Raw genomic sequence first — 13,943 nt, forward strand, 5'->3', positions numbered from 1 at the left:
TCCGGGGGCTACGCCCAGCCCACCTGGACAATCATCGGAGGGCCGCGCCAAATCTGATATCGCCAAGATAATGGCCGTCCATATCGAATCGCTCGAAGCGGTCATATTCCCACCTTTGCCCCTCAGTCGTGACGCTCATCCCACACTATGAGCCGACGGCAAAGGATTCCCACAGCGCAATTGACTGGAATCCCACCGCCAGAACTGGCCTCCTGCCGCCAATTTTCAACATGCGAACAGCAAGATGCAGACGCAACAAGCACATAAGAGACGAGCACAGAAGGCCGCAGGCATCCAGCCGACGGAATCGGGCCGAGCGCCTGCCCCCTGCGCTACGCCCCCGTGACGAACCAGACGGCCTGAGCCGCCGCTTGCTGTCAGGGTGACCGGAGTTGCCCCATCACGGCCCACCTACGCCGCCGGCTGGTCCTGCCGATGTGAATCGCTGCCACAGAGCCCTCTGGCGATGCGAGCTGTCGTCGGCGCGTCAAGACTTTTCGGCCGTCGTTGACAATGAGCCGCGGCAGTCGCCGGGTGGGATCGATCGAGAGCTATTGAGCGACGTACGGCGGTACTCCGTCGACCTCCGGGACCAGGTCGGACATTAGCAACCGAGGCCGGCTCGGAAGGCGGACCAGCCCGGCCCCGTGGAGGGTGAACGCCAACAGAGAGGTCGCCCATGCCCATCCGATGCCTCCGCCGCTGGTGACGACGGTGCCGTCGTGCAGCGAAGTCGAACGCTGGCTCGACGACCACACCGACGCGGAGCGCTGAGCCCACGACCCGACCTGAACTACCCGTCGGCACCTGCGGCAAGATCCGCATTCAGAAGCTGGGGCCCAATCGGTTCCGCGGTTCAAAACCCCATAGACAAACTTAAAGCCCTGACCAGCGTTTCCGCCGGTCAGGGCTTTTTGTTTGTCGGGACGGCCGGATTCGAACCGACGACCCCTTGTTACCGACAGTAGCCGAATGAAGCTTGTCATTGCCTGCCAAAAGTGGTTGCTGAGCTGCAGAGACACCACCATGCGCTCATCGCTCCTTGTCACCCTTCGCCAACGGTTGGGCGGGATTTTCGGGGGGTAAAAGGGGGTCCCTCACAGACCCCGCCAGGTCTGATCGCCCCCGGCTGGCCCTGCCACCGTGCTGCCGCCCGCCTCACGGCATGCGTACTGGCCGAACCTGTGGCAGCCCTTCCTCAGCCAGTACAACCGTCACCGGAACCTCACCCGACGGCGGCCTCTCGATGCTGTCCCGCAACGACCGGTGCACGAGGCACTCGCACAACGGACGCAAGGGATCCGGACACCGGGCAAGAGCAGGCTTCAACCGTTGAACCCCGTCAACGGCGACCGGCCACGACCAGTCCATGTCCCACGGCTCCTCCCCGGGCTGGTGGAAACAATCATGATCGAAGTGCACGAGGAGGCCGGACTCACACAAGGGACAAGCGGACAGACTGCTCCAGCGGTAGTTGACCTGATGCCCGGGAGTACCGTGGGGCACGCCCCAACTGCCGATACGAACAACGGTGCCGTGGGTCGCCCGGCAGGCGATACAGATGCGCATGGCTAACTCTCCCCCGCCGTCTGGCGACATCCACCGTAGAGATCGACGCAATCACGGCCACCGTCCAGCAGCAACGCACAACGCGTCAAGGGACCGTCGTGAAGCCATAGTTTGCCGGCCGACATCAACTGCCCGAATCCAGAAGCCTGGAACAGGCTCCGCAGTTGCTTGTGCTGGCGGGCGGTGAGCCCGCCGTGCTCGGCCAGCCAGGTCAGCAGCGCCGACGTGATCCCATCTCGGGCGAGTTGTTCCGGCCGGCCGGCAAGATACTGGTCGGCGACCGCCCGGTCCGATGTGACTTTGAAAAGGGCAAGCGTCGCACCTTGCGTGGGGTACTGCCTCGGCAGCGCTGCCGCGGCTCCCGCTGTGGGGTCACGACGGCCGCCGGCCCCGGCAAGGCGGGGAACAGCGAAAGCTGGCCTTCTCGGAGGCCGCTCCAAAGGGCCGGGTGGACTCGCCCAGTATTGGGCGCTCAACACACCGTCCAGTCCTCGACGGCCAGGACCAGTTCTTCAACGCGGGCGGACGAGATGCTGTGCTGGTCGGCGATATTTGCCAGCACTGCTTCTTCGCTGACGTCGACGTCGTCTTCGGTTGCCTGGTTGAACTCGGCGTTGAGCACATAGGCCTGCTCCGTCGGCACCTGGCACTTGTCAGGCTGCGTCAGCTTGTCGCGGACGACAGCCTGATGGAGCCGGTAGCCCTGCCAGGAAGCAGGGTCTCCATCGGCGGCGTCCGTCCAGCGCCCCTCGGGCGCCCATTCGAACACCGCGTAGCTGGGCACCACCTCACGTCGGTCGTACGTGATCACGATCGACAGCGCCTGCCACCCCTGCCCTCGATGGCTCTCCACGACGTGCGTCGCCACGTCGACGACCTGCTGACTGTCGACGGGAAAGACGCGTAGTTCAACCCGCAGGGCTAGACGACGAGCGCCGGATCCAGAGCTGACGTCCCGACGCTCGAAGGCGTCGTAGGCAGGTAGGCGTTTTCCGGGCGTCGGTGGGCGAGTCGGCTGTGCGGTGGGCGTGGCAGGTTGGCTAGGTAGAGCGGTGGTGCGAGCCGGCTCGGGTGTTCGGGTAGTTGGTGACGGCGTCGGTCCGGCGGCAGAGACGGTCGGAGCGGATTGAGAAGGTGGCGCCTCGCCGATGATCAAACCGACAGTGACAAGAGCTCCTACACCGATGCAAAACATGAAGAGCCCACCGACGACTGCCACTGACAGGACGATTCCCACCCGCACGCCCGACCGGCCGCCCGCGCGAAGTTGAGCAGCCGGGGCCACAGGCTGCACCGAAGGCCGCCCTGCAGAAGGCGACGCGTCGGTCCCGGCCGGCTGCTGAGCGGATGGCTCCGACGAATCGGGTGTCTGCTGCACGGCTTCTCCAGTGAGAGGGCGTACGACAATTGTCGTGACCGCCGCGGCCACTTACGCTCGGCCGAACAGTGAAACCGTCAGCCCGGACGAACGACTCACTGGTCGTCGTACGGCTACTGCTGCGGCCCGCGCGGGACAACGCTGGCAGATCGACGACGATGCTCTACAGCCCGAAAAAATACTTACCGCTCGGTCAGACCGGGTAGCAGCTCTGCACCCATGGGAGCGGAAGGAGTCTGACACCGCCCCTGAGAGGGGCCACAGGCTTTGGCTCGAAGCTCTCGCCCTGACGGTCCTCGCCGTGGCCGAGCAGCTTCAAGGCATTCACGAGCAGCTCAAGACGCGCAGCTCGGTGGATTGACCGCCCGCCCACACCGCTTACGCCCCTCGATCGAGCTCTCCCGGTTACCGAGGGCGCCACCGCTATGGTGGCGCCCTCGGCGCACCCTGGCAGTCGTTCCGATAGGCAGCGCCCTGGCGATCAGCGATACAGCTTGCCGGGACAGCGCTCGGCAACGTATCCAATATCGCTTCCCTCGGTGACCATCGTCCCGCCACCCGCCAGCGGCACCCCCACGTACCAGGCCCAGCAGTTGGAATCTCCCGCCCTCCGCAAATCGCGAGCCTTGTAGTCAACCTCGGTGCCGAAGACCTTGCAGAACGCCGCCTGTTGCTCCTGCAGAAAGACCTCGACGCACTCCCGGCCGACGCGCTCAAGCGTCTTCAGGTCGTTGCTACCAGCGACCAACTCGACGTTCGCTTGCCCACCCTTGTTCTGCTTGTTGACCTCATTGCTGCGCACCATCGACTTGCTGAAATGGAGTTCAGGAGGCGCAGGCGCAGCCGTGGCTAGAGCCGACGGAGTTGCCGGTATGCTGGCCGACGGCTTCACCACCTCAACGGTTGAAGGCGTGGGCCCGAGAGGCGAGCCCGAACTGTGCTCGGCCTGGTCGCCGCAAGCACTCAACCCGGACACCAACATCGGAAAGATGAACGCCGCGAGCAGCAGCCGGGAAGAGGATCGTCGCATGCGACGTATCCTGCCACCACCGCAGACAGCCGAGTAGGTGGCAGTCAATGTCAACGCCGCCCCAACCCTGACCACTGTGGTTCGGCTGAAACTGGACCACCTCGGTTGCCACCCCGACGTCCTGGCCGCCCAACGCCGCGAACGAGCCCGCATCCGCAGCGAACGACAACGACGCTGGGGCCAACCCGACGCCCGCGCAGCCTGACCCCAACACCGTGAACGTTCGTGGTCACGGCACTAGCGGTGTCGTGACACAGCAGTAGCGAAGTCGTCGTAGTCGACGCTGGCGAGGCCACCTTGGTGAGTCGGTCGCGACGTCTCGCCAGGCCAACCCGCAGTGGCGCAGTAGTTTCTCGACGTGGCGAACCGCAGTCCCGGTTGGTGATGTTGAGCGGTACCGGCCAGCGTCTCGTCGGCGACAGGATCCGGGCGACCAAGTCGGTCGGCGGATTGGCCAGGTCGCGAGTCAACAGTGCTACCGCCTGCACGGCGGGCATCGGGCCGACCCAAACCCTCGATCTCACCAGTGCCAGGCTGCGGTGACGGGGCGCGACCTTGGCAGCCGACCCCTACGACGCCGACACCGAGAACGGCCACCAGAACGCCGGTCCTTCGAAGACGGCCTGCTCACGCTAATCGAGGACCTCGAGCCCGAACACCTTCGGCACCATCACCCCGACTGGCAGCAGCGGCTGGTACGCCTCGATTTCACTGCTCGATGACGGCGGCTTCGAAGTCGAGTGGTGCAACCTCCGCCACCGCGTCCATGAGCTCACCATCACTGCCTAAGCCGCAGAAACCGCCGACGACCTCACCCGATGACTGGTCGGCCGCGACTACCCGGCCGACCAGCCCTTCAACTTTGATTTCTAAAACAGGCCCTAGCCGCGCGCACCCAATACTTGAATATGTGAGGCCTAATGCGAGGTCTGCGTAGCCTTCAACGGCTGAACCTATTTTAGAGACCTAAACAAAAACGGCGCTCGGTAGGCCCTGCGGATTAACGAAGAATCCACCACAAACTCGAATGAATCTCCTCAAGCTATACCACACTTCTGGTAGAAGTAGCTTATCAACCCTGCAACCCAGGCCACCGACTACAACCGTCAACGCACGACGCGCACGAGCCATAAACCTTCATAGTCGGCGCGACATCCCGCTACTGAGCGGGAAACCAATCCGCGAAGGGCGCCATTTTCGCGCACTGCGGCCAGACCATCCGCAGAAATTTGGCAAACTCAAAGGCAACGGCTTCAATCATCGCCAATAGCTCAGCAAGTTCGATTTCCTCCACATCCGGATTGGGAATCCATCCGGTACGGGAGGCACAGGTAGCAGTCACGCGATCACCCGCAACTACGAAACTTAGTGTGCGCTCGACGCCCTGCCCATACAGATCCACCTCCACCGGACCGTTGGACCGCAAGCCATTCAGCAACTCTGGAAGCTGTTCGATTAGGGTAGATAAGTCGTACCGGATATCAACAGGCCACTGCTCTTGGCCGAAGCCAGCCATTCTGAACACGCAATCGGTTTCGGCGAGTCGACTGCACAACTCCATGACGACCGACTCATAGTCCAGCTCAGACGGCCCCCCGACCGCCGGTTCAGCGGCCGAGGGCACGGCAAGCACGATGTTAAGCGACGTCATAACAGTTACCCTACAGCAATCGGGAATGCGGACTTATAGAGGCCGCTCCGACCTGGCACGAGTTGTGCATGTGTTGCCGAAGCCACTGAACCGTCGGGCCTAATAACGCTGCCCATTCCCGCTGGAAGTGGCACCTGTCGCGGCCCAGCACCCGGAATGTACTGATCGCGCAGCCAGGCAGCGGCATTATCGTTATTTGCCCACTGACCCTGGTCATTGCCGGTACTTCTTGCGCGATCCGTCAAACTCCTAGTGTTCCGGGACCCAGCACCATGCTCACTGAACGTATGACCAAACGTCGGCCGGCTATTCGGAGTCCAGTTCGTCGGATTCTGCGCCGCACAACTACACGGGTTGCCCTTAGCATCAACACCGCCGCCGCAGTTGTGCACAAGCACTGGAGTTGTGCCGGCGAGCACGTAGTACGTGTGGATTTCGGCAACGGTGAGATCGCGCATAGCGCGCGAGCCGAGGTGGTTGTGAACTTCAACTACCCGGATCGGAGTACGGTCGTCGGAAAGGAGTCCTTCGCCGGCACGCAGGTCTTTCGCTTCTACCCAGTCGCGGCGGTCGACGCTCCAGAACGGATGGTTTTGGGTCGTCTCCAGAACTTCTACGGGCTGGCTCGCTGATTGAACAGTGACGTTGGCCAGTTCGGTGTCTTGGTTGAGATGTAGCTGTTCGACCTGCTCGGTGTCGGTTTCACCGGTCTCCGGGTCGTAGGCGAGCACTTCGTCGCCGATTTTGACGTCGCCGATCGCGCGGGTCGTGCCGTCGGCGAGGAGGACTGGCGTCTGCGGGGCGAAGCTGTGACAGGCCCTTCCGGGCGCGGGTATGCCGCCCGACATGGCGGTCTTGGCCGCGTCCCTCCCTGCTTGAGCCGCCAGTTTGGGCCCTGCGCCTCGGGCAATCGCGACCGTTGCAGCGACGGCTGCCGGCGCGGCAACTGCCGTCACTGCGCCGACGATGGCGCCTTGGACTGCACCAAGGAATGCGCCCGAAATTACCTCGACGGGGGTTTCTTCTTCGCGGTCGAGGGCGTCTTCGGTCAGCGCTCCGATGGCACCGCCGAAGGCAGCACCGAGCGCGAAGCAGGCGACAGAGCCAGCGCCGAGCGTGCCCCCCAAGCAGACGCTGGTGGCCCAGACCCCGGCGCCGACACCGGCCACGACACCGACAACCTGAGCGTTGTCACGGGCTAGTTTGACGGCGCTATTGAAGGTCTTCTTCGCGTTGCATACGGAGAAGAAGCCGCACTTGCTCTTCTTCGGAGGCTTCGGCGCGGATCCCGACGAGGTCGAGGTACCCGACGTACCTGATGTTCCCGCGGTTGCTGGGGCAGAAGCGGTGGGCGCGGGGCTGCCACCAGCACCGCCGCCACCGTCAGCGATGATCATTTCGCCGGTGGGGTCGGAGAAGGTGATGGGGCTGTAGGAGGAGTAGGAGTACCCCTGCATCTGCTGCGGGTTGGTGAAGTCGATGAGGGGATCGACGCTGACGAACTGTCCGGTGCTCGGGTCGTATGAGCGGGCACCGATATGAGTTAGTCCGGTGGGGTCGCTTTCACCGTCGATGTTCCCGCCCACGAATCCCTTGTCGTTGAGCCAGGCCGGGTTGGTGCCGCGGGGGGCGCCGTAGGGGGTTTGGCGGCGCTTGGTGATCGTCTGGTTGGCGGCATTGATAGCGGTCTGTTGGGTGCCTTGGTGGTCGCTGACGAGCCAGGTCACCCCGGTACTGGTTTGCCGCATCGCGCAGGTTTGGCCAGCGTAGGTGTAGTACCGGGTTGCGGCCTTCTGTTGGGTGGCGGTGGTGTAGCGGATTTCTGTGCCGGGGAGGTAGAGGGTCGCTCCGGTGGGGTCGCGGGCGACGAGCCTGTTCCCATCACCGCCGTAGAGGTAGGTGTGGTTCTTGGTGCCTTCGGTGAGGCCGGTCAGCTGACCCTCGGCGTCCCAGGTGAGATTCTGGCTTCCGGCACCGGGCGGGCAGGTGTTCGTGGTGGCGGTGTTGGTCGGTCGGCAGGTGGTACTGCCGTTCTCGTCGTATCGGTAGTTCTTTGTGCCCGCACCGACGCCAGTGGTCGCGATGTTCGTAACCGCGTGGGGACGGCTAGCACCCGGGTTGGGGTAGGTGAAATTGCGGTTGGTGGTTCCGCCGGCGGTGATGGTGCGGTCGCTGCGGAGGTTGCCTGCGGTTGGGGTGCTGGGGGCGTCGAACGTCCAGGTCGACCAGTAGGGTGCTGGTCCGCCGAGGGCGTTGGCCTGCGGGGTGGCGTTGCAGTCGCCGGACGTCGGCGTCCACGCCTGGGTCAGGCGTCGGAGGTAGTCGTGGTCGAAGCATTGGACATCGGCAGTCGCGCTGGCGGGGGTGTCGGCGATCCGTTCGATGTTGCCAGCGTCGTCGTAGTCGTAGTGGACGTCTGAGACGTACTGCGGCGCGATCTGACGGGCGGTCGTCGCCTGCGTGAGCCGACGGGTCGCATCGTCGTATTTGAAGGCGCGGTCGACCCAGTTTTGGGCGGTTTGTTGGTAACGAACGAGCCCGAGTTCGCCGTACTCGGTGTACCCGGAGTCGACGACGTACGCGCCAGTGTTGGGGTAGTTCGTCAGGAGCTGTTCGGGTTGGCCGGTGACCGAGTCATAGGTATGCGTCACGGTCTCACCGCCGAGGCCACCCGCGTTGGGGTAGGCCTCGGTGTCGATGCTGCCGTCCTGCTTGTACTGCCGCGTGAAAATGTAGGTGCCGGCGAGCCCGGTTTCCGAGCTGGGGATGACGTAATCCTCGCCCGTGGACTGGTAAAGCGGGCTGTAGCCGCGGATGCGGACCTTGTATTCCTGCGTGCGGTTGGTGCCGGTCCATCGGCTGGTGGAGGCGAGTTGCCCCTTGGCGCCGCTCGGGTCGTATGCCCAGGTGATGCGTCGGGTGGAGTCGGAGATCGTGTTGTCGTAGAGGCCGGTTCGGCGGCCCAGCAGGTCGTATTTGTAGACCAGCTTCTCGCCGCGGGCTTTGGCGCGGGCGTCGACGACTTCGGTGACGTCGCCGTAGTCGTTGTAGGCGGTGGTGGTGAGGCCCTTGTCGGGGTCGGTCGCGGAGGTCTGCCGGCCGCGGATGTCGTAGCCGTAGCTCCAGGCGTTAGTGGCGGTGGCGTCCATGACCGTGGTCAGCTGGTTCTTGCGGTTGAAGGTGTAGGAGGTGGTGTCGAAGGCCCCGTCGGTGGTGCCGCCGGCATGCTGACGGAGTTCCACAGTGTTGCCACGAGCGTCAACGATCGTCGTGGTGGGCGTACCGCCTAGTACTCCAGCCGCACTTGCCTGATCTACGTTTCGGCAGCTCACCGGTTTGATCGACGTCGTGGTTGAGCCTGCCATGTAGCTGCGAATGTCGATGCTATTCGGTGGGTGGGTTGCGTGATCGCACCCTCTGTCTGTTGTGGTCTGTCGCAGCGCGGGCAGGCTCCCGTGCGTGTGTTGATCGATGAGATTGTGGGCTGGCGAGCGGGTCTGGATGATCTGCTGGCGCGATTCGCGCACCGGTTCGGGCGTGCGGAGCCGCGCCGGCAGGCGCTGACTTACCTGGTTGGGTTGCTGTCGCCGCTGGCGAGCAAGAACGGTTGGACCCTGGCCGAGGCCGCCGGCGACACCACGCCGGACCGGATGCAACGGCTGCTCAACAAGTCAGCGTGGGACCCGGACGCTGTTCGCGACGACCTGTTTGCCTACGTGGTGGAACATCTCGGTGACGACGACGGGGTGCTGATCGTCGACGAGACCGGATTCCTGAAGAAGGGCATCAAATCCGCCGGGGTGCAGCGTCAGTACTCGGGCACGGCCGGGCGGACGGAGAACTGCCAACTCGGGGTGTTCCTCGCCTATGCCAGCCCACACGGGCGCACGCTGATCGACCGGGAGCTGTATCTGCCCCGCGGCTGGTGCGACAACCTCGCCCGCCGTGAGGAAGCCGGCATCGCAGCCAGCGTCGGGTTCGCCACGAAACCCGCGCTGGGCCTGCGGATGCTCGAACGCGCCATCACCGCCGGACTGCCGGCAAGGTGGGTCACCGCGGACGAGGCATACGGGCAGGACTCGAAGTTCCGGACGTGGCTGCAGCAGCAGCGCATCGGTTACGTCCTGGCCGTGCCCCGCAACCAGCGGGTCCCGACCACGGTGGGCAACTCCCGCCCGGACGTCCTCGCCGCCAACGCGCCGGCCCTGGCATGGAAGCGGCGCAGCTGCGGCGACGGCGCCAAAGGGCCACGACTCTACGACTGGGCCGTGGCCTCCCTGCCCGGTACGGTCGACGGGTACGGCCACTGGCTGCTGATCCGACGCAGCATCACCGACCCCACGGACCTGGCCTACTACCTGTGCTTCGGCCCGGCCGGGACGCCCGACGAGGATCTGATCCGGGTCGCTGGGACCCGTTGGGCGATCGAGGAGTGCTTCCAGACCGCGAAGACCGAGGTCGGCTTGGATCATTACCAGGTGCGTCGCTACGACGCCTGGTACCGCCACATAACGCTCGTTCTGTGCGCCCACGCCTACCTCGCCGTCACCGCCGCCCACGCCAAAAAGGGGGTGCCGGATTCGAGCAAGAGGGTCTCATTCCTCTCACGCTCGGCGAGGTCCGACGTCTCCTGGCACACCTGATCACCACCATCCGACCCTTCGACCACATCCATCGATGGTCACGATGGCGACGCCGACACCAGTACCGCGCCAAAACAGCCCACTACCAGCGAAGACTTCAACTTCAGCAGGTGCGGCTGGAGTACTAGGGCCGGCGGCGTTGAGCTGGCCAAGCACGAACTATCACCCTCAGACTGACTACTTCTGGGCAGAGTAGGCGTACACACGCATGCTCACGTGTTTACAGAATGCTCACGCCAAAGTAGACTCTTACCGTCGCCGCTATGCGAGAGTGGAGAGTCATGAGGATCATCGAAGGCACCGTCGATGAGATCATCGAGTACCAAACCCGCACCAACCATGTCCCGCCAGCAGAGGACGACGGAACCGCAGCTCCGGAAAAGGAGGCGCTCCCGACTCGCAGCACGTCGGCGCTCGACTCCGACGACGAGGAAGCGTTCTTCATCAAGCAGTTCGTCTACACCCGTGCGAACGACGGCGGCACGGCCAACAGGGTGCTGACGTTCCTCAACCGCGCCTTGGAGCTCAAGACTGTGGTCGCCATTGGGGAGTCCGACCGCACCCACGACGGCTACACCGACTACATCATGGTCCGCGACCAGGGACCGAAGAAGTACGGGGCCGTCGTCTACGTCAAGCCGGGCAACGGAGGCCTCACGCTGCGACTGCGCCCCGAGGATGTCAACGACCTGGACGACGACCGGATCAAACTCCGCAACGTCGCGCAGACCCAGAAGTACGCGGTGAACTGCCCGCTCAACGACGGCGACGCGGTCGACCTTGCCCTCGTTCTGACCGAACGCGCCCTCAAGAAGGTGCGTGGCAACTGACCTTCGCGCGCGGTCCGGCAGGAGCCAATCCAGATGGCGAGGCTCCGGCTGGACCGCGACCGTTGGTCAAAGGCTTCAGTCGTCGCGCCGCTGATAGCGAACTACCCGCCTGGCACTCGATTCCGACGATGCCCCCGCTGACCAGCGGTACAGCTTGCCGGAACAGCCCTCGCGCTGGATGTTGAGTGACTGCATCGGTCATCCAGGATCTGCACGGTGGAGATCTCATCCTCGGCGTCGCGCTGGCAGTCACCGATGACGGGACTCCATGCGACAGTCCTACATCATCCGCGACCTCCGGATTTGCCGATGACAGGTACTTGTGGTGACCCAGGTAATGATGAGGATGCGGTGCAGATCCGCAGGCGCCGCTGAACGTTAAGGCACGAGGCGGTCAGCGATACTCTGACCACCGGCTCTGATGATTGGGGAAACCATGAAGGTTCGAGGGACCGTGTTACCTGACTCAGTGCTGGCACCCATGCGGGCCGCCGCCGTGACCGCTGCCCGAGACGCGGGAGACGTCACATCCGACGAGTTGGCGGAGCGAGTCCTCGATGCGGTCGTGAAGGCATTGCTTGCCTCCACCGACGTCAAACAGCAAATTCGTGAGCTTCCACCGTTAGACAGCCTGCCTCCCGGCGCCACCATGGCAGACGTCCGTACCGAACAGCGATTAGCGATTTTCACGCCACCGGAACCCTGCTCCAGCTACGGCTCACCGATCACCAAGGAATCTTGGCTGAATGTGGGGTACGCCGAGCGATCGACACGAACGGGCAGTGACAAGAGCGACTAGCCCCGGTACGGCTCCTGGCAGTCGATCTGCACCCGTCTCCGCAGGTGGGCCCTCGATGGCACGTTCGAGCGGATGCTCGCCGGGATCCAGGCCGACGCGGACGCTGCCGGGGACATCGACTGGTTGGTGTCGGTCGACTCGACGATCGGTCGCGCCCACCAGCACGCCGCCGGCGCGAAAGGGGGCGCGGAGACTCGAACGAACCGCAAGCTCACGCCTTCGGTCGATCTCGAGGTGGACTGACAACCAAAGACTCACCTCGCCTACGACAGCCGGGGACGAACCCTGGGCTTCGTGCTCTCCGGCGGCAACGTCAGTAGTAGGGCTGATCTGGGCCCTGGCACCGGTGCGGAAACGGCCGGTCGAGCAAGATCGCCATCATCGACGGCACCCTGATCCCGACCCGCGATCACCGCCTGGCGGCCCGGAGCAAGAACTACAGGTACTCGACGAACCTGCAGGTCGCCATCGACGCCAGCACCCGCCTGGTCATCGCCGTCGGCGACCCGTAGCCCGGTAACCGCAACGACAGCGTCGTCTACCGCACCAGCGGCACGCAGGAGAAGCTGGACGGGCGCCCGGTGATGGCGACGGCGGCTACCGGCGGCGGTGACCACCGCGTCGAAGGCCGCCGTAAATTTCGTGTCCCGGTCGCGGAGCAGGAACCGCAGTTCGGCCACCCGCTGGTTGAGGTCATCAGCAGGTTGCGCGCCTGCTGCGCTACCAGGCGCCGTTCGGATGGGTGGTCACCCCGACGACGTGGACCTGGCGGGTGGCGATCTCGACGAAGACCAGCACGTAGACCCGCTTGAACAGCACGGTGTCGACCGTGAAGAAGTCACATGCCAGCATCGTGCGGGCCTGGGCGGTCAGGAACTGTCGCCAGGTGGGCCCGGACCGCCGCGGCGCGGGGTTGATGCCGGCCTGGTGGAGGATCTTCCACACGGTGCTGGCCGCCACCTTTTAGCCCAGGCCGACCAGCTCACCTTGGATGCGCCGGTGCCCCCAGGTCGGGTTCTCCGCCGCCAAGCGCAGCACCAGCCGACGGACCCGGTTGTCGACGGGCGGCCGGCCCGGCCGGGCATGCGGGTAGGTCCATCGTCGGGCGACCAGCTCCCGATGCCACCGAAGCAGTGTCGCTGGGGTGACGAAGAACGCCGACCAGCGCGGGCGGGGCAGCAGCCGCGACAACACCGCCAACACCACCCGGTCGGCGGGTTGGAGATCTGGGCGGTGCACCTGTCGGCGCAGCACCGCCACCTGATGCCGGAGTACCAGGATTTACACGTCCTTGGCCCCACCATCGTGGGCGAGCTGGGACAACATCTGTAGAACCTGGCGAAGCAGCAGGTACATCAGCGATGTGCTCATGGCCTTCATCGTGTCGGCCAGGTCGATGTCGAGCGAACTGCAGCTCAGCCGGCGTAACCCAATTCTCGAGCCCCACGGGCCCGTCCGGCATGATCAGCTCGCTACAGGTTTCGATGCGGTTCGGTAACAAGCTGAGCTACATCAGTATGAAGAACATGGAGCTCACTCGGCTGCTGATCTAGCCGGCGAGGATCCGGGCGACGGCGGTGCTCAGCACGCGTACGCCGCGGGTCGAGCCCGCCTCTAGCCCGGTCAGGTCGCGCACGCGGGTCAGCCGGTAGTCGAGCGTGCGCGGGTGGATGCACAGCGCGGCCGCGGTGTCGAGCCGGTTCATGTCGTGCTGGTAGTAGGCGTCCAGCGTGGCGACCAGGTCGGGGCCGGCGTCGAGTTGCGCTCCGACCACCTGGAGCCACTGCCCGACCTCCGCCAGTCGGGCGGCGCCCAGCTCGGCGAAGACGTCGGTGACCGTGTACGCGTGGCGCGGCACGGCCCGCACCGGTGCGACCTCGCTGACCTGCCGGGCCAGCGCCACGGCGTCGCCGAACGCGCGCACCCGCCCAGGCGCGGTGCCGGCCGCGCACGGCCGGCCGGTCATCGAGGCCACGTCGCGGGCCAGCGCGAGCCCGCGCTCGACCGCCGGCTGCCGGCCGCCCGGCAAGCTGGGGATCAGCG

The 13,943-nt window shown here is 64.8% G+C and carries 12 protein-coding genes and 1 pseudogene; 6 read left to right on the plus strand and 7 right to left on the minus strand.

Annotated elements, in window-relative coordinates; translation table 11 throughout:
* Window positions 1-2,041: 2,041 nt before the first annotated feature.
* Window positions 2,042-2,437, minus strand: a complete 396-nt coding sequence (locus tag KBX08_RS04535) for a hypothetical protein (protein ID WP_210781274.1) — start codon at window positions 2,435-2,437, stop codon at window positions 2,042-2,044.
* Window positions 2,438-3,428: 991 nt separating this feature from the next.
* Window positions 3,429-3,977 (minus strand): hypothetical protein, encoded by a 549-nt coding sequence (locus KBX08_RS04540; RefSeq protein ID WP_210781275.1) that lies wholly within the window; start codon window positions 3,975-3,977, stop codon window positions 3,429-3,431.
* Between the two features lie 37 nt (window positions 3,978-4,014).
* Between KBX08_RS04540 and KBX08_RS04545 the strand changes: the two genes are divergently transcribed.
* A complete protein-coding gene (locus tag KBX08_RS04545) occupies window positions 4,015-4,182 on the plus strand; it encodes a hypothetical protein (protein WP_210781291.1) in 168 nt (55 codons plus the stop codon).
* A 954-nt stretch (window positions 4,183-5,136) separates the two neighbouring features.
* Here the strand turns inward: KBX08_RS04545 and KBX08_RS04550 are convergent.
* Window positions 5,137-5,628 (minus strand): hypothetical protein, encoded by a 492-nt coding sequence (locus KBX08_RS04550; protein ID WP_210781276.1) that lies wholly within the window; start codon window positions 5,626-5,628, stop codon window positions 5,137-5,139.
* Window positions 5,629-5,633: 5 nt separating this feature from the next.
* Window positions 5,634-9,155: a polymorphic toxin-type HINT domain-containing protein gene (locus KBX08_RS04555; protein WP_210781277.1), complete on the minus strand. Its 3,522-nt coding sequence runs from the start codon at window positions 9,153-9,155 to the stop codon at window positions 5,634-5,636.
* Here KBX08_RS04555 and KBX08_RS04560 point away from each other — a divergent pair.
* From KBX08_RS04560 to KBX08_RS04580, 5 genes and pseudogenes are all read left to right on the plus strand, one after another.
* Window positions 9,093-10,271 carry an IS701 family transposase gene (locus KBX08_RS04560; RefSeq protein ID WP_247668857.1) on the plus strand — a complete coding sequence of 393 codons (1,179 nt, stop codon included), beginning with the start codon at window positions 9,093-9,095 and terminating at the stop codon, window positions 10,269-10,271. The genes KBX08_RS04555 and KBX08_RS04560 overlap by 63 nt on opposite strands.
* Window positions 10,272-10,552: 281 nt before the next feature.
* Complete coding sequence (locus tag KBX08_RS04565; protein WP_210781278.1) at window positions 10,553-11,101, plus strand: hypothetical protein; 549 nt, start codon at window positions 10,553-10,555, stop codon at window positions 11,099-11,101.
* A gap of 469 nt (window positions 11,102-11,570) precedes the next feature.
* Window positions 11,571-11,900 carry a hypothetical protein gene (locus KBX08_RS04570; RefSeq protein ID WP_210781279.1) on the plus strand — a complete coding sequence of 110 codons (330 nt, stop codon included), beginning with the start codon at window positions 11,571-11,573 and terminating at the stop codon, window positions 11,898-11,900.
* Between the two features lie 72 nt (window positions 11,901-11,972).
* Window positions 11,973-12,143 carry a hypothetical protein gene (locus tag KBX08_RS34860; RefSeq protein WP_210781292.1) on the plus strand — a complete coding sequence of 57 codons (171 nt, stop codon included), beginning with the start codon at window positions 11,973-11,975 and terminating at the stop codon, window positions 12,141-12,143.
* Window positions 12,144-12,219: 76 nt separating this feature from the next.
* Window positions 12,220-12,544 (plus strand): annotated as a pseudogene (locus KBX08_RS04580) (transposase); the annotation flags it as partial.
* A 76-nt stretch (window positions 12,545-12,620) separates the two neighbouring features.
* Here KBX08_RS04580 and KBX08_RS04585 read toward each other — a convergent pair.
* From KBX08_RS04585 to KBX08_RS04595, 3 genes are all read right to left on the minus strand, one after another.
* Window positions 12,621-12,845, minus strand: a complete 225-nt coding sequence (locus KBX08_RS04585; protein ID WP_210781293.1) for a hypothetical protein — start codon at window positions 12,843-12,845, stop codon at window positions 12,621-12,623.
* A gap of 18 nt (window positions 12,846-12,863) precedes the next feature.
* Window positions 12,864-13,154, minus strand: coding sequence for a hypothetical protein (locus tag KBX08_RS04590; protein ID WP_210781280.1), 291 nt, complete (start codon window positions 13,152-13,154; stop codon window positions 12,864-12,866).
* Between the two features lie 295 nt (window positions 13,155-13,449).
* The coding region (locus KBX08_RS04595) for a helix-turn-helix domain-containing protein (RefSeq protein ID WP_210781281.1) at window positions 13,450-13,943 on the minus strand (494 nt) is incomplete at its 5' end.

The organism is Micromonospora sp. H61 (assembly GCF_018070325.1).
GTDB lineage: Bacteria > Actinomycetota > Actinomycetes > Mycobacteriales > Micromonosporaceae > Micromonospora > Micromonospora salmantinae.